The organism is Yersinia fenwicki, from assembly GCF_043099325.1.
Lineage (GTDB): Bacteria > Pseudomonadota > Gammaproteobacteria > Enterobacterales > Enterobacteriaceae > Yersinia.
The window spans coordinates 1,440,345-1,461,143 of the sequence record NZ_CP170755.1 but is presented as its reverse complement, the minus strand read 5'-3'; the positions used below and the strand labels follow the sequence as shown (position 1 = coordinate 1,461,143).

Genomic DNA, 20,799 nt, shown 5'->3' with positions numbered 1-20,799 from the left:
GTGTTCAAATGAGTTCTCTTTATCAATCGATGGTTGCTGTTATTGAACAATCTATTACTCCGCTAGCCGGACGTCTCGGACAGCAAAAATATGTTATTGCTATCCGTGATGGCTTTACCGCAGCACTGCCTTTCATGATCATCGGCTCATTTATGCTGGTGTTTATTTTCCCACCCTTTTCTGCCGACACCACAATAGGATTTGCCCGAGCATGGCTGGACTTTTCTCAGACCTACCGTGCGCAACTCATGCTGCCATTCAATCTGAGCATGGGGGTGATGACATTTTTCATTTCGGTTGGAGTAGGAGCAAGTCTGGGTCGACAGTTTAATCTCGACCCGGTTATGACAGGTTTATTGGCATTTATGGCATTCTTGTTAGTTGCAGCTCCCTTTGCCGACGGCAAAATCTCGACGCAATACCTTTCTGGTCAAGGGATTTTCACTGCACTGATTACCGCTATTTATTCTACCCGCGTTTATGCCGCATTGAAGCAATACAATATTACTATTCGCTTGCCGAAAGAGGTGCCAACCGGTGTTGCGCGCTCTTTTGAAATTCTAATCCCGGTTCTGGTCATTATTGCTACATTGCATCCACTCAATTTATTCATTGAATCGCAGACTGGCATGATCATTCCAGAAGCTATCATGCATTTACTGGCTCCATTAGTTTCTGCATCAGACTCTTTGCCAGCAATATTACTGTCAGTATTGTTGTGCCAGATTTTCTGGTTCTCCGGTATTCACGGTTCACTGATTGTTACCGGCATCATGAGTCCATTCTGGATGACCAATCTAGCGGCAAACCAAGCCGCATTGGCCGTCGGCGCAACCTTACCGCATATCTATCTGCAAGGTTTTTGGGATCACTACTTACTGATTGGTGGCGTAGGTTCCACATTGCCACTGGCTTTCCTGCTGTTACGCAGCAAAGTCACTCATTTACGTACCATTGGTAAGTTGGGCGTAGTACCAAGCTTCTTCAATATAAATGAGCCTATTTTGTTCGGTGCTCCCATCATTATGAACCCAATAATGTTCATACCTTTCATTTGCGTACCCATGATCAACGCCGTGCTGGCCTACACTGCAACCAAACTAGGATGGCTTGCTCAAGTGGTTTCTCTGACCCCGTGGACAACACCGGCTCCAATTGGTGCATCCTGGGCGGCAAACTGGGCCTTTAGCCCTGTAATGATGTGCTTGATATGTATGATGGTTTCTGCCCTGATCTATCTGCCATTCCTGCGTGCTTATGAGCGCTCGCTAGTCAAAACTGAAGGGGAAAAAGTCTCAGGTAACGCACCATCACTTTCAGATACCGTCCGTAGCAACTGATAAAGAGAGCAGATTAATGAAATACCAATTTCCAGATAACTTCTGGTGGGGCAGCGCCAGTTCTGCACTGCAAACTGAAGGAGAAAGCCTGCGCGGAGGCAAAAGCCCCACCACCTGGGATGCTTGGTACGCCAGCCAACCGTCGCGCTTTCACCAACAGATTGGCCCGAATGATACCTCTACGTTCTATCGCCATTGGAAACAGGATATTGCTTTACTTAAGCAACTGAATCACAACAGTTTTCGTACTTCATTGAGTTGGACGCGGTTAATCCCAAATGGCGTTGGGGAAGTGAATCCTGAGGCAGTGGCTTTTTATAACAATGTGATAGACGAACTTCTGGCCCAAGGTATTACGCCCTTTATTACCTTGTTTCACTTTGATATGCCGATGGCCATGCAAGAAATTGGCGGTTGGGAAAACCGTGAAGTGATTGATGCCTGGAAGCACTACGCCGAAGTGTGTTTTGAACTGTTCGGCGATCGGGTTAAGCATTGGTTTACCTTCAATGAGCCGATTGTTCCTGTTGAAGGTGGCTATCTATATGACTTCCATTATCCCAATGTGGTGGATTTCAGACGTGCGGCGACAGTGGCATATCACACGGTACTGGCACATGCGACAGCAGTTAAAGCTTATCGCGCTGGTTCGTATGAGGGGGAAATTGGTATCGTGCTGAATCTGACCCCGTCATACCCACGCTCGCAGAACCCTGCTGATCTGCAAGCGGCCGAATATGCTGATCTCTTGTTTAACCGCAGCTTCCTTGATCCCGCATTGCGCGGTGAATATCCACAGGAGCTCATTGATTTACTGTGTGATTACGACCAAATGCCGCTACGCCTGCAAGGGGATAAAGCCTTAATTGCTGAGGGTATAATCGATCTGCTGGGCATTAATTACTATCAACCACGGCGCGTAAAATGCCGTGACAGTGCGGTAAACCCACAAGCACCTTTTATGCCCGAATGGCTGTTTGATGCCTACGAAATGCCTGGCCGTAAAATGAATCCTTATCGCGGCTGGGAGATTTATGAACCTGGTATTTACGATATTTTGACCAATTTACGGCTTAATTATGGTAACCCTCGCTGCTTTATTTCTGAAAATGGTATGGGAGTCGAAAATGAAGAGCGATTTATCCAAGACGGAAAAATTAACGATCAATATCGCATAGACTTTATTTCCGACCATTTGAAATGGCTACATAAAGGAATCAGTGAAGGTTGTCATTGCCTTGGCTACCATATGTGGACATTTATCGATAACTGGTCCTGGTGTAATGGTTATAAAAATCGTTATGGCTTTATTCAATTAGATTTACCCAGCCAGAAACGAACAATTAAAAAAAGCGGGGAATGGTTTACGGCTACCGCGGCAAATAATGGTTTCGATTAATTTAGGAATAAATCATGATTGAATTAGAAGAAGCAGTAATGGAAATTATTGTTAATGCCGGACAATCACGTAGCCTGTGCTTTGAAGCATTACAAGCTGCGCGCAAAGGCGACATTGATAAAGCCAAAAATTTACTACAGGAAGCTGATGGCTTTGCCCGGCAGGCGCACCATATGCAAACCAAGCTCATTGAACAAGATGCAGGAGAGGCCCGACAACCGATGACACTTATTATGGTTCACGCACAGGACCATTTAATGACTTCTTTGTTGGCACGTGAATTATCAGAGGAAATTATTCATCTTTATCAGCGCTAACTTTTAATTATAAAAAATATCATCCATCTTAAACGGAGAGACTATTACGCCAAAAATTCAAATAAAACTTAGTCTAATGAAATTATAGAAACAACCTTACTTTGGTGATAGCACTATTATTCTGTTAAATTCGGGCGGGATAATATCGCCTACTATAATAAAATACTAAATTGAGATAGCGATGAAAATATACAAACAACTACCATTAGCAATGGCGGTTATCGCCGCGCTTTGCCCTATTTCTGTACTGGCACAAGAAACAGTTACTACGATTACCACTGAGCAACTTAATAAAATAGTGGCCGACGCAGTAGAAAAAGCACTAGCAGAACGTAAAGAAAAAATAGAAGCGGCCACTATCCAAAAACCAAGCGTAGATATCGTTGAGAAAGCCTCTATTCCGCCAAGCCCGGATATGGCTATCCCTTACGGCCTAAAATTCAATGCTTATGCGCGATATGGCGCACAATTCCAGGCGGGTGACCAAAAATACGTCGGTGTTGATGGCTCCTATAATGGCTCTTCAGCGATTGGACGTTTGGGTAATGAAGGTAACGGTGGGGAGTTCCAACTTTCTAAAGCCTTTAAAGGTGATAATGGCGCTATATGGGATGTGGTGGTCATGCTTGACCATTGGGGTGATGAAGTTAACCTGAAAAAAGCGTACGCCGGGGTGACGAACTTATTTGAATCTCAACCGAATGCTTATTTATGGGCTGGTCGCGATTTCCATCAGCGCCCGCAACAAGGTATTAACGACTACTTCTGGATGACCCACGACGGACAAGGTGCCGGGATAAAAAATCTGGATCTCGGTGGCGTTCAACTTGATGCCGCGGCTGTTGGCGCAGTGCAATCCTGTAATCCTGAAGTTATCGCAGACCAATCAAATCCATCACGCATTACCTGTACTGGTGGTTCAGGAACCGGTGATAATGGCCATTATGCTTTAACATCCAAAATACATGGCGTGAAGTTGGGGCCGATTAATTTTGAATTGTTTACCAACTATGGTTTTGATTCTAAAGCTATTGAAAGCGAAGAAAAGTTGAAAGCCTGGCAGACTGCCGTTGTGCTTAGCCATACCGGTGAAAACATCGAAAATAAATGGGTTACCCGTTATTCAGATAATTCCGACAATAGTGTTTATAACAAAACAGCTGATCTCCGTACTATTTATACCAGTGTTGAGGGTACCTATAAGTTCACACCACAAACTTCCGTGACTTACCTCGCCGCATTCCATGATTATGATAGAAGCAACCATAGTGAGGACACTCGTCGTAACTATGGTGTGATTATTCGCCCAATGCATTTCTGGAATGACGTACATTCGACCTGGCTTGAAGCGGGTTATCAGCGGGTGGATTATGATACCGGCGGCGATAACAAAGGCTGGAAGTTGACACTGTCCCAGAACATTTCTATCGCGATGGGCGCAGACTTCAGACCAATGCTGCGCTTCTATGTCACCGGTGGTGAAGTCGATAACAACATACTGCCACCACGACCGACACCGAAGATACACGTCTTGACTCTTTCAACGTCGGGGCGATGTGGGAAGCCTGGTTCTAGTCCATATTCAGGATAGCCGCTGCGGCGGTTATCCTGAGGCAACACTGTATTGATAAATATCGCATTAATAAAAATCCCACCTCACATCATTTCCTCATATTGTCTTACCGTACACCTGCCGTTATCTTGGTATCCATGCGGAATCACACTTTCACCCGCCATAAGTAACAGATAGGAATAATAATGATGAAAGTTTTGGGCCTTATTGGCGGTATGAGTTGGGAATCAACTATTCCTTATTACCGGATGATCAACCAACACGTTAAAGAACAATTAGGTGGGTTACACAGCGCCAAGATTGTTCTCTATAGTGTGGATTTCCATGAGATTGAGCAGTTACAGGCCCAAGGTGATTGGCAAACTGCAGGCCAGGTGTTATCCGATGCCGCGCTGTCCTTAAAACGTGCCGGGGCAGAGGTTGTGGTGGTATGCACCAACACCATGCATAAAGTGGCAGATGATATTGAAACGGCCAGTGGATTACCTTTATTGCATATTGCCGATGCCACTGCGACGCAAATAAAGCAACAAGGGATCAATAAGATCGGTTTGCTCGGCACCCGCTATACCATGGAGCAAGATTTCTACCGTGGCCGTTTAACTGAAAAACACGATATTAACGTGATTACGCCCAACAGCGCAGACCGCGAAATCATTAATCGCATTATTTATGAAGAGCTATGTCTTGGCATTATCAGTGAAAGGTCACGTCAGGAATATCGCCGTATCATCTGCCATTTAGAAGAGCAAGGCGCACAAGGGATTATCTTTGGCTGTACTGAGATTACCTACTGGTAAATGCGCAAGATGCCACGGTGCCTGTGTTTGATACCACGGCGATACATGCTAAAGCAGCGGCTCAATATGCGCTTCAGCCATAGTAATACCGAAAGTCGATAGCATCACGGGCCAAGAATATCAGCCGATAATGATATTCTTGCCCGCCGCTTTTGCACTATAGAGCATTTTATCTGCGCGAATGAGTAATTGCTCCTGCGATTCGTTTTGTTCCAACTCAACCACGCCCAGACTCATTGTGACATAAATATTGTCATCCACCGGCATGAGCTCAACCAGTTTTCTAATTTTCTCGGCAATATTTTTAGCCTCAGCTAATTGCGTATTAGGCAACACAATCATAAATTCATCGCCACCCCAACGGCCTAAAACGTCAATCTCTCTAATGCTATTCCTAGTGACATCAACAATATGTGTCAGAGTTAAGTCACCCACCAAATGGCCGTATCTGTCATTAATAGATTTAAAATTATCTAAATCCAATGAAAGTAATGAGAGAGGCTGGCAAAAACGCTTAGCACGATTATATTCATGCTTTAGAACCTTTTCTAACAAATAACGATTCGCAGTGGAGGTTAATACATCCGTTTCTGAAAGAATTTTTTTAATATCTAATTGCTGTTGAAGCTGAAAATTACTTTCGCGTAACTCAGTAGTTCGTTCTTCGACTAATGCTTCCAAGGTTTTATTTTTTAATTCTAATTTTTCAAGACGATTTTTTCTGTCATGGATATTCCGGTGAGCACCTATCATTCTGGATACTGTGCCATCACTATTACGTTCAATCACCTTGCCGCGATCTTCAATCCAGATATAGTCCCCATCATGGGTTCGGCAACGATATTCAATCTGATATCTTTCGGCTTGTTGATTTATATAAGCATCGAACTGAAACATAACCCTTTCAAAATCATCTGGATGAATAATTTTCTCCCAAGTATGTACTGTATTCTCAAAAGCATGAGCCGGATATCCCAGCATTTCATACCAGCCGGTATTGCGGTAAACAAATCCATTGTTGGCATTCCAGTCCCAGATACCATCACTTATAACTTCAAGAATTTCATGAACGACGCGCTCATTTAAATCGGCAATCTTAAACTTCTGATCACTTTGATTATGGCTCATTAAACTACCCTGCAGTGTTGGTAAATTAGAAAGCAAAAATAGATTTGTTTAATTATTGTTCTAATATTGTGAATTAACGTTTTTTAGCAGGCAAGGATTTTTTAGCTCTAAATTTTACTTTAAAAGAATATAAGCACAGTAAAAATAGGTGAGATTAGCGTGAATACTTTACGATTCAATCACCTACTTTTTATAGTGTTATCTTTATCAGATCTTGAGTATAAGATATTTTATGAATAACATGTGATCTACCAGACCTCTTTTGTAAGAAATGCCAAAGTTAAGCCAAAAAATAGGTATTTTTGTTAATTAGACAATTTTAGAGAACTGTGTTTATTTTATAGCGAATAAAAAAGCCTGCGATCTCTCGCAGGCCTAATTATTAACGATCATGTAGCAGAAATATCTGCGATTGATCTTATTTCTGGTATTTACGCATGACCAAGGTAGCGTTGGTGCCACCGAAACCGAAGCTGTTAGACATAACAGTGTTCAGTTCACGTTTGGTTGGCTCAGTGACGATATTCATCCCCGCAGCCTGCTCATCCAGATTTTCAATATTAATGCTTGGAGCAATAAAGCCGTGCTCAACCATCAATAAGCTAAAGATAGCTTCGTGTACACCAGCGGCACCCAGAGAGTGACCCGTCATGGCTTTGGTTGAGGAGATAGCTGGCGTGTTATTACCAAACACTTCACGGATCGCGCCCAACTCTTTCACATCACCCACCGGAGTAGAAGTGCCGTGTACGTTCATATAGTCAATTGGTGTATCAACGCCGTCCATTGCCATCTTCATGCAACGTACTGCGCCTTCACCTGATGGGGCCACCATATCAGCGCCATCTGACGTTGCGCCGTAACCCACAATCTCAGCATAGATATGTGCACCACGCGCCAGCGCATGTTCTAACTCTTCAACAACAACCATGCCGCCGCCGCCAGCAATGACGAAACCATCACGGTCTTTATCATAGGTACGGGATGCTTTCGCCGGGGTTTCATTGTATTTAGTAGACAATGCGCCCATAGCGTCAAACTCGCAGGACATTTCCCAGCACAGTTCTTCACCGCCACCGGCAAACACCACATCCTGTTTGCCCAGTTGGATCAGTTCCAACGCATGACCAATACAGTGTGCCGAGGTCGCACAAGCGGAACTGATGGAATAGTTTACGCCTTTGATTTTAAAGGGGGTTGCCAGGCACGCGGAGACACCGGATGCCATCGCTTTAGTGACCATATAAGGGCCTACGCCACGCAAACCTTTCACGCGCATGCCATCAGAACCGGCCACCTGGTTACGGGGTGAGCCACCACCAGAGCCGACGACCAGCCCACTGCGGAAATTGGAGACTTGTTCTTCCGTCAGACCAGAATCTTCAATGGCCTGTTTCATGGAAAGATAAGCATAAACAGAGGCATCGCTCATAAAGCGCAGCACTTTACGGTCGATATTTTCTGTAATGGTCTCAGGTGCGAGCTTGACGTCGCCCCACACATGGCTGCGCATACCTGCGTCTTTAAATTCCTGAGAGAAAGTAATGCCAGAGCGGCCTTCCTGTAAAGATGCCAGAACTTCCTGCTGGTTATTACCAATGCTGGATACAATACCCAAGCCAGTAATGACTGCACGCTTCATTCAATACCTCTTCCACTTATTTTACATTCGGGATTTTGCAACGCACTTTAGCGTACAGTTGTACGCCGAACAAGTCCGATCAGCGTAATATACCCAGATAATTTTACGATTTGCACCCAGCGGGTCACATAGTTAGAATCGCCCTACCCCTTGAGATATGAGTCTTTCAACGTGAGCCACCCCCCAATCCAAACGGCAACATTAAGCTGGAATGAACAGGGTACACCTGTATCGGAACAGTTTGGTGACATCTATTTTTCTAATGAAGATGGATTAGAAGAGACTCACTACGTTTTTCTCAAGGGAAATGGCTTTCCCGAGCGCTTTGCACAACATCCACGTGAGAACTGTATTTTTGCCGAAACTGGTTTTGGTACTGGGTTGAATTTCCTGACATTATGGCGTAACTTCGCCCAGTTTCGCCAGCTTCATCCCGCAGCTAAACTGCAACGTTTACACTATATTAGTTTCGAAAAATACCCACTTCAGATCGCTGATTTAACCGCCGCCCATGAGCGCTGGCCAGAACTGGCCTGTTTTGCCGAACAACTCCGTGCTCAGTGGCCGTTGCCGATGGCAGGATGCCACCGCATTTTACTGGCTGAGGGGGCTATCACACTGGATCTGTGGTTTGGTGATGTGAATACCCTGCTGCCCCAGTTGGATTCCAGCGTGAATAATCAAGTGGACGCGTGGTTCCTTGATGGTTTTGCACCGGCTAAAAACCCTGATATGTGGAATGATGTACTGTTTAATGCCATGGCACGGATGGCAAGGCCCGGTGGCACATTCGCCACTTTTACGGCGGCCGGATTTGTGCGCCGTGGTTTGCAACAAGCAGGGTTTGACGTCGCTAAAGTCAAAGGGTTTGGGCAAAAACGTGAGATGCTAACCGGTACACTGCCACAACGCCTTAATGCCCAATCTGAGCCTTGGTATCACCGGCCATCGGCCACTCATTGTGATGATATCGCCATTGTCGGCGGAGGAATTGTCAGCGCTTTGACAGCACTAGCGTTGCTACGCCGTGGCGCCAAAGTGACACTTTATTGCGCCGACGCACAACCCGCCCAAGGTGCATCAGGCAATCGACAAGGCGCACTCTACCCATTACTTAACGGCAAAAATGATGCCCTGGAAATATTTTTCACCAGTGCTTTTACCTTTGCCCGCCGTCAATACTCTCAATTGGTTGAGCAAGGTATCCGCTTTGATCATCAGTGGTGTGGCGTCAGCCAGCTGGCCTTTGATGCTAAAAGCCGTGGCAAAATTGATAAAATGCTGCAAACCGATTGGCCGGCATCACTTGCCGCAGCGATGAGCCGCGAACAACTCAGTGCGCTGGCTGGGTTAGATTGCGCTCACGATGGTATCCATTATCCCGCCGGTGGTTGGCTTTGCCCATCAGACCTCACCATAGAGCTCATGGCGCTGGCGCAACAAAAGGGTATGACCTGCAACTATGAGCATGAACTGCATCAGCTAGAGCGGGTTGACGGGCTATGGCAGCTCATATTTAAACAATCGATAGCAAACAATAAGCAATCAACAGCAAACAAGCAACCGCAGGCAAGCAGACAACATGCCACTGTAGTACTGGCTACCGGCCACCGCTTATCCGAATGGGAGCAAACACAGCATCTGCCGCTGTCGGCTGTGCGTGGACAGGTTTCACACATTCCCACTACGCCGGTACTTAGCCAGTTGCGGCAAGTGCTGTGCTATGACGGTTACCTGACACCAGTGAACCCCGCCAATCAGCATCACTGTATTGGCGCCAGTTATCAGCGCGGTGATGTTACGACTGATTTTCGTGCCGACGAACAGCAAGAAAATCGAGATCGCCTGTTACGCTGCTTGCCTGATGTTAGTTGGCCGCAACAGGTGGATATCAGCGATAATGAGGCGCGCTGTGGCGTGCGTTGCGCTATTCGTGACCATTTACCGATGGTGGGCGCAGTACCGGATTACAGTGCCACACTGGCGCAATACCAGGATTTGCCGCGCAAAATCCAGCAAGGAGAAGACATTCCCCTCGCGCCGGTGTGGCCAGAGTTATTTATGGTGGGTGCTTTGGGGTCACGCGGTTTGTGTAGCGCACCATTGGTGGCAGAGATTCTGGCCGCGCAAATGTTTGGCGAACCGCAGCCATTAGATGCAGCCACGCTGGCGGCACTAAATCCTAACCGATTCTGGATTCGAAAATTACTGAAAGGCAGGCCGGTGCAACAGCGTGCTTCAACTATCTCTGGATAAGTATTATTGAAGTTGCTGCATGTCCAAAGACTGACGGGGTGACTGCACCGATGGGCGCTCCGACGGCTTATGCCGTTACGACCCATTCGGCACATTTCCCCGTCCTGGCTAGCTTATTAGCTGCCTGAGTTGAGGGCTATTAAGTAAAATATTTAGTGTGGCAACTGGGCGTTTTCCAATAAACGATCCCACAACCCCAATACTAAAGCCTGATCCGGAGGGGAAAGCTCACCGGCTTTGATGGCTTTATCCAGACTGGCTTGGACCCTTGCGTGTAGCTGCTCAGCGGAGTGCTCACCAAACTCTTCAGATTCAGCCACTGCCAATGTCAAATGACCACGCAGGTAACCGCCAGCAAATAAATCATCATCACTGGCGTGCTCTACCATATCATCAATCTGCGCCAGGATGTGCGTTTCAAACTCTGCGATCATCGTTTCCTCAATATATTCATTTTTTATATCCAAAATAATGGATGTTCAGTCAAACAGAAAACTAAGCTAAATCTTCCGGATAAGGGAAAAGCTCTGCCGCGAATGATGGTGTATTGTAAAACGATTGTAGCGCCTGAATAAAGCGCGCAGGTCGTGGGGATATTCCGTTTTCTAGATACCACAACACCTGTTCGCGTACTTTTCGTTGGAATGTGATGCGATCTGGCTCGCAATCACCTTCCAGATTGTCGCAACTGACATTGAACGGGAAACCCGCTGCCACGCAAAACATCCATTCCAGTGCCTGCGGCTTGATCTCAACCACTTCAAACTGGCTTTGAGTTAATGCATCGCGCCCATCGGGGCAATACCAATAGCCAAAATCGACTAATTTGCGGCGCTCTTCCCCGGCAATACACCAATGGGAAATTTCATGCATACCGCTAGCGTAATAACCATGAGCGAAAATCACCCGATGATAAGAAAACTGTTCATCAGCGGGCAGATAGATGGGTTCATCATCGCCTTTCACCAATTGGGTATTATATTCATCACTAAAACAGCCATTAAAAATATCGATTAATTGTTGATAATCATGAGTCATGCGTGGGTCCGTAACAGCGGTATCAGCAGCGGCATTCAAGCTCACTGTTCTGTTTGATATTTTCAGTTATGCAAAACAAATTATTATGCGAAAATATGTAATCCTAGCCAAGCGGAAATCTCAGCACCGTGGCTGTCATACAGTAGCTTGCAACTCATGACGAATGACACCACGACAATCATTGGGCGAATCAATTTCTGCCCTTTGGTCAATACCATGTGAGCCCCCAGGCGGGCACCCAGGACTTGCCCTACCAGCATCACCAACCCGATACTCCACACCACTTTGCCGCCGACAATAAAGAAAATCAGGCTACCGAGATTGGAGGTAAAGTTGAGCACTTTAGCGTGAGCAGTGGATTTCGCCAGATTAAAGCCACACAAAGTCACAAAAGCCAGAGCATAGAAAGAACCGGCTCCTGGGCCAAAGAACCCATCATAAAAACCCACACCACCGCCCGCTATCAGAGCGAATGGCAGTGCAGACAGACGGCGTTGTTGGTCAACTTCTCCGAGCTTGGGGGTCACCAGAAAATAGACCCCAATGCCTATCACCAACAGTGGCAGAATTTGCCGCAGAATATCGGCCCGCATATGCTGAACTAAAATGGCGCCTAACATTGATCCCACCACAGTGAGAGCAATGGTAAGCCTTTGTTCCTTTAGATTAACCGCGCCACGGCGAATAAAATAAAGGCTGGCGGAGAATGATCCGCCAACAGATTGCAGCTTGTTGGTCGCCAGGACCTGCGCTGGAGGTAACCCCACCGCCAGCAATGCCGGAACGGTCAGTAACCCGCCGCCACCGGCGATGGAATCAATAAATCCGGCCAATAAAGCGACTAAAAATAATATCCCTAAAACCGCAGGACCCAGGGTAAACCAATCCATGATTTATTCCGCAGCGAAATGGTTATCCAACAAAGCCTGACAGGAAGGTGGCAATGGTGGTGGTAAGGTTTTGTCCGGTTTAGCACTTGGCTGATGAGGCTGGAACCAACTTTCCAATTCCGCACCACACCCATCACCCGGAGGTGGCGTATCTTGGTCCAGACATTCCAGGCTGTCGGCCGGGCAACGCAAACGCACATGCATATGGGCACGATGCCCAAACCACGGCCGCACCTTATGCAGCCAGGTACGATCCGCACCGGCATCTAAACACAGCTGCTTTTTAATCGCCGGATTAACGAAAATACGTGTCACTTCATTATCATTGGCCGCAAGTTTAATCAGGTTTTCAACTTGCGGCTGCCACAATGCTGGCACCACGCGTTTACCATCGGCGGCAACCAAATCAATAGGTTGAGGTTTTAATAATTGCTGTTGGCTCCAACGCTGCTTCGGTAGTTGTAGCCAAATATCCACATCCAAGCCAGATTGATGGCTGGCATGACCGCTGCTAAAACGTCCGCCAGCGGGCATCGCCATATCACCAATCAACACTGTACCAAGCTGATTTTTTTGGGCTTTATCACTCAGGCGATGGATAAAGTTCAACAAATCCGGATGACCAAAATAGCGACGCTGATCCGGGCGCATCACCTGATAATCGGCTGACTCGAGTGGCAACGGCATCGCACCAATAACGCAGCCATTGGCAAAACCACCAATTGCCTGCGGAGAGCCCGCCACCGGGTGGGTAATCTGTTGCCATGGCGTCGCGGCCATCACCGGGGTGATGGCAATCAGTGCCAATAAGCCCGCTATCCATTTTTTCATTGTGCTTACCAGCGCGGAACGTCTGAAACCACATCACCACACTGTGCACGCTGGCGCAGCAGGTGATCCATTAACACAATTGCCATCATCGCTTCAGCAATCGGCACAGCGCGGATGCCAACACAAGGGTCATGGCGACCCTTGGTGATCATCTCAACCGCTTCGCCCTGCCGGTTAATAGTTTGCCCAGGAACCGTGATACTGGAGGTAGGTTTCAACGCGATATGTGCTACCACTGGCTGCCCACTGCTGATGCCCCCTAAAATGCCGCCCGCATGGTTACTTTGGAAACCTTGTGGCATAATTTCATCTCGGTTTTCACTACCACGTTTGCTCACTACAGCAAAACCATCACCAATTTCCACCCCTTTCACCGCATTGATACTCATTAGTGCATGAGCTAAATCAGCATCTAAACGATCAAATACGGGCTCACCCAGCCCCACAGGCACATGTTCAGCCACCACTGTAATTTTGGCACCAATAGAGTCACCGGCCTTTTTCAGCTCGCGCATCAGGGCATCCAGTGATTCCAATTTGCTGGCGTCCGGGTAGAAGAAGGGATTTTGCTCAACTTGATCCCAGTCAACCACGTCACAGCTGATATCGCCGATTTGTGCTAAATAACCGCGCACCTGCACACCAAATTTCTGCGCCAGATATTTTTTCGCAATAGCACCTGCAGCAACACGCATCGCTGTTTCACGGGCAGAAGAGCGACCACCGCCACGATAATCACGCACGCCGTATTTCTGCTCATAGGTGTAATCGGCATGACCTGGGCGGAACACATCTTTAATTGCGCTGTAATCTTGCGAACGTTGATCGGTATTTTCAATCATCAAGCCGATACTGGTACCGGTGGTGACACCCTCAAATACGCCAGACAGAATGCGAACTTGATCCGGTTCACGGCGTTGAGTGGTGTAGCGCGAGGTACCTGGGCGACGTCGGTCGAGATCCAACTGAATATCAGCCTCGGTGATGGGAATACCCGGTGGAACACCGTCGATAATACATCCCAAGGCGATGCCGTGAGATTCACCAAAAGTGGTGACGCGGAAAAACTGCCCTATACTGTTCCCAGCCATCACGGCTCCTTGAATTCTCGAATAAGCACTTGGTCAGAGCGAAACTCGTCGCCCTGACAGATTTAAAAGTCAATGATTAATCGCGATACATGCTGAAATGTGGCGCACAATCAATTAGTTGCTGTTTAGTCAGCATAAAGACACCATCACCGCCATTATCAAACTCCAGCCAAGTGAACGGCACCTCTGGATATTCATCCATCAAATGCACCATGCTGTTGCCCACTTCACAAATCAGCACACCATCATCTTGTAAAAAATCTGGCGCACAAGCCAGAATGCGACGGGCCAGTTTCAGGCCATCGCTGCCCGCAGCCAGACCCAGTTCAGGTTCGAAGCGGAACTCCTGTGGCAAATCAGCCATATCTTCAGCATCAACATACGGCGGATTAGTGACAATCAAGTCATATTTGATAGGCGGTAAATCGCGGAACAAGTCAGAGCGAATCGGCGTGACCTGATGCTCCATGCCATGCTGTTGAATATTATGCTCAGTCACCGCCAACACGTCATTGGAGATATCGACAGCATCCACTTCCGCTTCCGGGAAAGCGTAGGCGCAAGCAATAGCAATACAGCCGCTGCCGGTGCACATATCCAGAATATGTTTAGGTTGATGGCGAATCAGCCCAGAAAAATTGTTATTAATCAGCTCACCAATCGGTGAACGAGGTACTAATACGCGCTCATCAACGTAATATTCCATGCCGCAGAACCAGGCTTTATTGGTCAGGTAAGCAACCGGAATGCGTTCATTTACCCGGCGAATAACTCGCTCAACAATACGATGACGCTCGCTGGATGTCAGGCGCGCATTGCGCATATCTTCTGGAATATCTATCGGCAAAAAGAGGCTTGGAAAAACCAATTGCACCGCTTCGTCCCACGGATTATCAGTACCGTGACCATAAAAAATATTGGCCGCGTTAAAACGGCTAACTGCCCAACGCAACATATCCTGAATGGTGTGCAGCTCATTTACTGCTTCGTCGACGAAAATCTTGTCCAAGGTATTCTCCAGCTAAGGCATAAAATCATTATCTATGCCCCTAGTTTGCCATGAAGCACGCCACAAATCAGCAGCAATACACCAGTTGAATGATAACCAAATAATGAAATAGACATTAAAGCTATTAATCCTACTGTTACATTTATTTAGACAGATGCCTCTCAACAGGTAAACTGAGTGAATTGCATAAGTACGATGAACAGATAATGAAAAATAAATATCACCTGACAACAGATGAATTACAGCTTTTTAAAGAGTCGATAGCCGGGGCAAAGAAGTTAAAACAAGACACGATTGTCCATCGCTCGCCGCCCAAACTGGGTCAAAAAATTGCACCGGAGCGGTTGCTGCAAGAACAAGTTGATGCCAGTTATTATTTTTCCGACGAATTCCAACCACAGTTGGATACCGAAGGCCCAACGCGCTATGTGCGGCCAGGTGTTGACCATTTTGAAGTGAAAAAATTGCGACGCGGTGATTACTCACCCGATATGTTTTTGGATTTACACGGATTAACTCAGAAACAAGCCAAGCAGGAGTTGGGGGCATTAATTGCGGCTTGTAAACGCGAACATGTCCATTGCGCCTGTGTGATGCATGGACATGGCAAGCATGTTCTGAAGCAACAAACCCCCCTATGGCTGGCACAACATCCTGATGTGCTGGCATTTCATCAGGCCCCGAAAGAATGGGGTGGCACGGCTGCATTATTGGTATTAATCGAATTAGAACAATAGCCGAATTAGCTTATAGGATGCATTTTGCTGCCACATACATGCATGCAGTCTACCCATCACAAAGAGCAGAAATAACAAGAGCGCGACAGTGATGCCGCGCCCATTGATCATTGGCTCAAATGATACTTAGCCGTGGCAAGCTTTAGCTAAAAGCTGTGTCGGACTAACCTGCCAGTCAAAAGTCCCGTTGCCAGTCTCATCATCTAAATCAACACAAGCGATGGCCGACGTCGCAAACATCGGCGGGCATTGCCCCGGACAAAGTTCAGCCACTAAGTAGCCGACCAGCGGCAAGTGTGAAATGACTAGCACCGCAGCACAGTCTTCTTTTGCCAATGCTTGTAAATAGCAACTAACAAAAGCGGCATCCCCACCTGGCGTTAATTCTGGCATCACTTCCTGTTCAGCCGGAAGTGTCAACACTTCACGTACCACTTCCAATGTCTGCCCTGCGCGTAAATAAGGGCTAACCAATACCCTTTCTACATCAACGGACTGGTCGTTTAACCAGCTCGCGATCTGACGTGATTCATCTTGGCCACACAGAGTCAGAGGCCTTTGCGCATCACTGGCTGCATCAAGAGCCGCGTCGCCGTGACGCATAATGAAAACTTGCATATTGCACCGTTTTTGTTAACAAAATAACGCTATACAGAAACGCTTTGCGTGCTGTACCGCCGAAACCTTTGCTTGAGAGCAAAGAAACTTCATAACGATAACGCGCCGTCTCTCTATGGCGGCCGGGCATTTTGCCTGAAACTTGAGGTAAAGAAAATGGCTGTTTTTTACACCACTAACACCGACAGCCAACCTTAATTGGTTACAGAGTAACCATATCAACAGCTTAATCCAAACTCTATCACCTATGCAATAAGTGACAATTTATTCATTTTGGCACGAATAGTCACTTTACGTGATTCTAATTTAAGGTAGCGCGGGTCGACGCAGATGTATAGCTACCTTATCCGTTAGAATTGCTGGTGGTGATCTTGTTCACACTCTTAATTATGTGCGGTAATTGCCTCATCATCCATACTGTTTTCCGGCGGATAAAACCTTTTTTTCTGTTCAGCCATCGTGACCAATAATGAGCAAGGCTCAAAACGGTCGCCATATTGCTGGGCAAGTAAATTCAGTGTTTTTACCACTTTATCTGCGCCCAAGCTGTCCATATAGCGGAAAGGCCCGCCCAAGAACGGAGGGAAACCAATCCCGAACACTGCACCAATATCCCCATCGCGCGGATTACGAATGATGGATTCATCCAAACAGCGTGCGGCTTCATTCAGCATCATCATCGTGCAGCGCTGTGCTATCACCGCAGATTCGAGATGCGCTTTCGGTGTGACACCCAGTAAGGTGTACACGCTGATGTCCACTTGCTTACCGGGACTTCTTTTCCATTTAAAACCGCGACTTTTAGCGGGGTAAAGGTAGAAACCGCGACCATTTTTACGCCCTTTCCGCCCATCCTTCAAGATGACATCAAAAGAAGGCGGTGCGGCAAAACGTGCCCCTAACTTCTCCACCAGAATAGGCATTATTTTGGTACCCACATCAATTCCCACTTCATCCAGCAAGGTTATCGGGCCAACCGGGAAACCAAAATCGACCAGAGCTTTATCAACTGAATCTATAGGCTCACCGTCTAATATGCAGCGGGCTGCTTCATTGATATACGGAGCCAAAATACGATTTACGTAAAACCCGGCACGATCAGCCACCACGATCGCTGTTTTGCCCTGTTTGCGCGCTAAAGCAACCGTGGTTGCAATAGTTTCTTCGCTAGTTTTTGCATGTGGAATAACTTCCACCAGCGGCATTTTATCCACCGGACTAAAGTAATGCAGGCCGATAACCTGTTCCGGCCGCTGTGCCTGTGCAGCAATATCGCTGATTGGCAGGGATGATGTATTAGAGGCAAAAATAGTGTGAGGGGCCGCAAAATGCTCAATATCTGCCACCATCTGCTGTTTCAACGATAAATCTTCAAATACCGCTTCAACTACAATATCCACATTGCCAAAACCTGAATAATTGGTGCTGCCGGAAATCAGCATCATTTGGCGTTGCCGCTCAGCCGGACGTATCCGTTTACTGCGTACCCGCTTGTCTAAGGTATCCCAGGTATATTTCAGCGCCTGATTAATTCCGGTTGGATTGATATCTTTAATCCGTACCGACAACCCCGCACGGGTTGCGGTAACATTCGCAATACCGCCCCCCATCAAGCCTCCCCCTAATACTCCCACACGATGGATAGCGCGAGGCTGCGCTTTGCCACCTGTCTCTTTTTTCAGCGAGGTGGTTGCAAAAAACAAGCTGCGTAATGCGGCTGACTCAGGGGACATCGCCAGCTCACCAAAAGCTTTAGCTTCGGCCTCATAACCCGCTGGGCCGCTGTGGTCTAACCCTTTACGCACCACATCAATAATACGCTCGGTTGCTGGATAATGGCCTTTGGTCTTTGCCTGCGTTTTCTTACGAACGATATTAAATAACAGTGCCTTACCTAGCGGACCACTGAGTAAACGCTCCTGCCACGGCAAGGGCGGTTTATCAAGCCAACCGGCTTTTGCCCGCTGAATAGCCACATCCAGCAAGATGTCCTGCGGCACTACATCGTCCACCAGCCCCATTTTAAGTGCCTGTCGCGGACGAACCTGCCTACCCGTAAGTATCATATCCAGCGCCTTACTGACTCCCACCAAGCGTGGCAAACGCTGAGTGCCTCCTGAGCCCGGCAGCAGCCCTAATTGCACCTCTGGCAAGCCGAGCACGGTTTTATCATCCTGTGAGCAAATTCGGCTATGGCATGACAACGCCAGTTCCAAACCACCGCCAAGGCAAGCACCGTGGATCGCGGCGACTACCGGCACAGGAAATGCCGCGATTTGTGCCAGAATGGATTGGCCTTTCTGGGCCAAAATCCGAGCATCCTGCGCAGTGCGACAAGCGGCAATCATGGTGATATCAGCACCAGCGATAAAAGAGTCCGGTTTGCCAGAAATAATCACTAATCCCTGTAATTGGCTCAAAGCCTGTGCTTGCAGCAATATTTCAGCAATTTGTTCTGCGAATTCAGCTTTTAAGGTGTTCACTTTATCACCGACAACATCAACAGTAATGATACCAATATTGTCGGGCCGAACACTGAGAGTGAATACAGAATGGGCTGGAGCGACAGCTTCCACCAGAGTCGTTTCATCACCACTGCTAAGCGTATTTTCCTGACTCATTACTCCACCTCCAAGATCATTGCTGCACCCAAACCACCCGCAGCACATGCGGTTGTTAGCCCTAATCCCCCACCGCGGCGACGTAATTCATGCAGTGTTTGAGTAATCATACGCGCCCCTGTCGCTGCAAATGGGTGACCATAAGCAATCGAGCCACCTAATACGTTGAATTTACTCATATCAACCTCACCAACTGCCTGGCTACGCCCCAGTTTTTCCCGTGCAAAGCTATCACTGGCAAACATTTTCAGATTAGCCAGAGTTTGTGCCGCAAAGGCTTCATGCATATCGATAAGAGTTAAGTCTGTCAGGGTGATTCCAGCGCGATCGAGTGCTAATGGTGTAGCGTAAGAGGGGCCTAGTAACATATCTTGCCAGACATCAATGGCCGAAAAAGCAAAGCTGCGCAAATAACCTAACGGCTGGAGACCCAATTCTTTCGCTTTTGATTCACTCATCATCATGACAGCGGCTGCACCGTCGGTCAGTGGTGTACTGTTCGCCGCCGTGACACTACCGTGTTTGCGATCAAATGCCGGGCGCAATTTGGCGTATTGATCCATAGTGGAATCTTTGCGGATATTATTATCTTCAGTGATGGCATCACTAAAAGGTGGAATATAAGCCGTCATCACCTCATCGTGTAATAACCCTTGTTGCCAGGCCTGTGCCGCCATTTGGTGAGAACGCAGCGCTAGCGCATCCTGATCCTGGCGACTAATTCCATAGGTTTTTGCCATTTGTTCGGCTGTATCCCCCATGCGTAAGCCCGTTGAATACTCGGCAACCGCAGGTGCTACCGGCAGTAAATCGCGCAGTTTTAAGCGGCTAAACAATTTCAATCGTTGGGATAACGTTCGGGCTTTATTGACGTCAACCAAGGTCCGTGCCAGTGCTTTGCTGACACCAATGGGCAAAACAGAAGAGGAATCTGCACCGCCAGCAATCGCTACCGTCACGGAGCCAGCAATGATGCTTTCCGCCACATTCGCCACCGCCTGAAAGCTGGTCGCACATGCACGCGAAACACTGTAAGCGTCGGTATGCACACTCATGCCCGTGCCCAATACTATTTCACGGGCAATATTTGGCGCTTCTGGCATCTGTACCACTTGGCCGAATACCAGTTGATCAATCAATTCAGGAGCAACGCCACTTCTGGCTAGTAATTCACTGACCACAATTTTGCCTAAATCTACAGCTGGCACACCATGATAAGCAGTTGCCTGCTTGGCAAAGGGGGTTCGCAGGCCGCTGACTATGGCAATGCGATCGCCCTGGCGCGTCACTAGCGGTAATGGCTTACTCATAAATGCTCCTGATAAGTCAAAGTGGCTTTGATGAAAGCATAACAAATAACAGGTCTGACCTGATCCAATTATTGTTAACCAGATATTTACATTTGGTAAACCTATAGAACAGGAAAGTGAGAGCAGGAGCAACTTTTCGGACTAAAAATGGGAAATGAGAAGAACTGACAGGCAAATAACTTATCTGGAAGTGATAAAT

At 47.3% G+C, this 20,799-nt stretch carries 16 protein-coding genes and 2 pseudogenes; 7 read left to right on the top strand and 11 right to left on the bottom strand.

All coding sequences use genetic code 11. The features are described 5' to 3' along the window. Positions 1 to 8 precede the first annotated feature (8 nt). The 5 genes and pseudogenes from ACF3VQ_RS06740 (at position 9) to ACF3VQ_RS06720 (ending at position 5,512) form a co-directional block, all read left to right on the top strand. A complete protein-coding gene (locus ACF3VQ_RS06740; protein WP_392434035.1) occupies positions 9 to 1,340 on the top strand; it encodes a PTS sugar transporter subunit IIC in 1,332 nt (443 codons plus the stop codon). 16 nt (positions 1,341 to 1,356) lie between these two features. After that, positions 1,357 to 2,739 (top strand): glycoside hydrolase family 1 protein, encoded by a 1,383-nt coding sequence (locus ACF3VQ_RS06735; protein WP_392434033.1) that lies wholly within the window; start codon positions 1,357 to 1,359, stop codon positions 2,737 to 2,739. A 14-nt stretch (positions 2,740 to 2,753) separates the two neighbouring features. Next, positions 2,754 to 3,056 (top strand): PTS lactose/cellobiose transporter subunit IIA, encoded by a 303-nt coding sequence (locus tag ACF3VQ_RS06730; protein ID WP_005158562.1) that lies wholly within the window; start codon positions 2,754 to 2,756, stop codon positions 3,054 to 3,056. Positions 3,057 to 3,237: 181 nt separating this feature from the next. After that, a pseudogene (locus ACF3VQ_RS06725) lies at positions 3,238 to 4,631 on the top strand (carbohydrate porin). 186 nt (positions 4,632 to 4,817) lie between these two features. Continuing rightward, positions 4,818 to 5,512, top strand: a pseudogene (locus ACF3VQ_RS06720) (aspartate/glutamate racemase family protein). Positions 5,513 to 5,549: 37 nt separating this feature from the next. Here the strand turns inward: ACF3VQ_RS06720 and ACF3VQ_RS06715 are convergent. Then, entirely contained in the window at positions 5,550 to 6,557 is a 1,008-nt protein-coding gene (locus ACF3VQ_RS06715) for a sensor domain-containing diguanylate cyclase (protein WP_392434029.1), read from the bottom strand. A 418-nt stretch (positions 6,558 to 6,975) separates the two neighbouring features. Continuing rightward, on the bottom strand, positions 6,976 to 8,199 hold the full coding sequence (fabB, locus tag ACF3VQ_RS06710) for a beta-ketoacyl-ACP synthase I (RefSeq protein WP_392434026.1): 1,224 nt from the start codon (positions 8,197 to 8,199) through the stop codon (positions 6,976 to 6,978). Between the two features lie 171 nt (positions 8,200 to 8,370). Between fabB and mnmC the strand changes: the two genes are divergently transcribed. Then, a complete protein-coding gene (mnmC, locus tag ACF3VQ_RS06705) occupies positions 8,371 to 10,455 on the top strand; it encodes a bifunctional tRNA (5-methylaminomethyl-2-thiouridine)(34)-methyltransferase MnmD/FAD-dependent 5-carboxymethylaminomethyl-2-thiouridine(34) oxidoreductase MnmC (RefSeq protein ID WP_392434024.1) in 2,085 nt (694 codons plus the stop codon). Positions 10,456 to 10,607: 152 nt separating this feature from the next. On the opposite strand, the gene ACF3VQ_RS06700 is transcribed toward mnmC, so the two are convergent. The 6 genes from ACF3VQ_RS06700 to prmB form a co-directional block, all read right to left on the bottom strand. Continuing rightward, the gene (locus tag ACF3VQ_RS06700) at positions 10,608 to 10,889 is read right to left on the bottom strand and encodes a YfcL family protein (protein ID WP_392434022.1); all 282 of its coding nucleotides are present in this window, start codon (positions 10,887 to 10,889) and stop codon (positions 10,608 to 10,610) included. Between the two features lie 61 nt (positions 10,890 to 10,950). After that, positions 10,951 to 11,493, bottom strand: a complete 543-nt coding sequence (locus ACF3VQ_RS06695; RefSeq protein WP_392434020.1) for an elongation factor P hydroxylase — start codon at positions 11,491 to 11,493, stop codon at positions 10,951 to 10,953. A gap of 83 nt (positions 11,494 to 11,576) precedes the next feature. Then, on the bottom strand, positions 11,577 to 12,383 hold the full coding sequence (locus ACF3VQ_RS06690) for a sulfite exporter TauE/SafE family protein (protein ID WP_392434018.1): 807 nt from the start codon (positions 12,381 to 12,383) through the stop codon (positions 11,577 to 11,579). A gap of 3 nt (positions 12,384 to 12,386) precedes the next feature. Next, positions 12,387 to 13,214: a penicillin-insensitive murein endopeptidase gene (gene mepA / locus ACF3VQ_RS06685; protein ID WP_392434016.1), complete on the bottom strand. Its 828-nt coding sequence runs from the start codon at positions 13,212 to 13,214 to the stop codon at positions 12,387 to 12,389. A 5-nt stretch (positions 13,215 to 13,219) separates the two neighbouring features. Beyond that, positions 13,220 to 14,305, bottom strand: coding sequence for a chorismate synthase (aroC, locus tag ACF3VQ_RS06680; RefSeq protein WP_392434014.1), 1,086 nt, complete (start codon positions 14,303 to 14,305; stop codon positions 13,220 to 13,222). Positions 14,306 to 14,381: 76 nt separating this feature from the next. After that, a complete protein-coding gene (gene prmB, locus ACF3VQ_RS06675; RefSeq protein WP_392434012.1) occupies positions 14,382 to 15,314 on the bottom strand; it encodes a 50S ribosomal protein L3 N(5)-glutamine methyltransferase in 933 nt (310 codons plus the stop codon). 206 nt (positions 15,315 to 15,520) lie between these two features. Here prmB and smrB point away from each other — a divergent pair, with 206 nt between their 5' ends. Further along, positions 15,521 to 16,051: an endonuclease SmrB gene (smrB, locus tag ACF3VQ_RS06670; protein ID WP_392434010.1), complete on the top strand. Its 531-nt coding sequence runs from the start codon at positions 15,521 to 15,523 to the stop codon at positions 16,049 to 16,051. Between the two features lie 126 nt (positions 16,052 to 16,177). Here the strand turns inward: smrB and sixA are convergent, their stop codons facing one another. The 3 genes from sixA to fadI form a co-directional block, all read right to left on the bottom strand. Further along, positions 16,178 to 16,669: a phosphohistidine phosphatase SixA gene (gene sixA / locus ACF3VQ_RS06665; protein WP_392434008.1), complete on the bottom strand. Its 492-nt coding sequence runs from the start codon at positions 16,667 to 16,669 to the stop codon at positions 16,178 to 16,180. A 383-nt stretch (positions 16,670 to 17,052) separates the two neighbouring features. Next, entirely contained in the window at positions 17,053 to 19,290 is a 2,238-nt protein-coding gene (gene fadJ, locus ACF3VQ_RS06660; protein ID WP_392434006.1) for a fatty acid oxidation complex subunit alpha FadJ, read from the bottom strand. After that, positions 19,290 to 20,600: an acetyl-CoA C-acyltransferase FadI gene (gene fadI / locus ACF3VQ_RS06655; protein WP_392434004.1), complete on the bottom strand. Its 1,311-nt coding sequence runs from the start codon at positions 20,598 to 20,600 to the stop codon at positions 19,290 to 19,292. The genes fadJ and fadI overlap by 1 nt, the downstream gene beginning before the upstream one ends. Positions 20,601 to 20,799: the final 199 nt, after the last annotated feature.

Excerpts from the sequence above, each read along its gene's own strand:
- ACF3VQ_RS06730 (WP_005158562.1), top strand. The coding sequence starts at position 2,754 with ATGATTGAATTAGAAGAAGCAGTAATGGAAATTATTGTTAATGCCGGA.
- sixA (WP_392434008.1), bottom strand. The coding sequence starts at position 16,669 with ATGCAAGTTTTCATTATGCGTCACGGCGACGCGGCTCTTGATGCAGCC.
- ACF3VQ_RS06715 (WP_392434029.1), bottom strand. The coding sequence starts at position 6,557 with ATGAGCCATAATCAAAGTGATCAGAAGTTTAAGATTGCCGATTTAAAT.
- ACF3VQ_RS06695 (WP_392434020.1), bottom strand. The coding sequence starts at position 11,493 with ATGACTCATGATTATCAACAATTAATCGATATTTTTAATGGCTGTTTT.
- fadI (WP_392434004.1), bottom strand. The coding sequence starts at position 20,600 with ATGAGTAAGCCATTACCGCTAGTGACGCGCCAGGGCGATCGCATTGCC.
- ACF3VQ_RS06700 (WP_392434022.1), bottom strand. The coding sequence starts at position 10,889 with ATGATCGCAGAGTTTGAAACGCACATCCTGGCGCAGATTGATGATATG.
- smrB (WP_392434010.1), top strand. The coding sequence starts at position 15,521 with ATGAAAAATAAATATCACCTGACAACAGATGAATTACAGCTTTTTAAA.
- ACF3VQ_RS06735 (WP_392434033.1), top strand. The coding sequence starts at position 1,357 with ATGAAATACCAATTTCCAGATAACTTCTGGTGGGGCAGCGCCAGTTCT.
- ACF3VQ_RS06740 (WP_392434035.1), top strand. The coding sequence starts at position 9 with ATGAGTTCTCTTTATCAATCGATGGTTGCTGTTATTGAACAATCTATT.
- mepA (WP_392434016.1), bottom strand. The coding sequence starts at position 13,214 with ATGAAAAAATGGATAGCGGGCTTATTGGCACTGATTGCCATCACCCCG.
- fabB (WP_392434026.1), bottom strand. The coding sequence starts at position 8,199 with ATGAAGCGTGCAGTCATTACTGGCTTGGGTATTGTATCCAGCATTGGT.
- fadJ (WP_392434006.1), bottom strand. The coding sequence starts at position 19,290 with ATGAGTCAGGAAAATACGCTTAGCAGTGGTGATGAAACGACTCTGGTG.
- ACF3VQ_RS06690 (WP_392434018.1), bottom strand. The coding sequence starts at position 12,383 with ATGGATTGGTTTACCCTGGGTCCTGCGGTTTTAGGGATATTATTTTTA.
- aroC (WP_392434014.1), bottom strand. The coding sequence starts at position 14,305 with ATGGCTGGGAACAGTATAGGGCAGTTTTTCCGCGTCACCACTTTTGGT.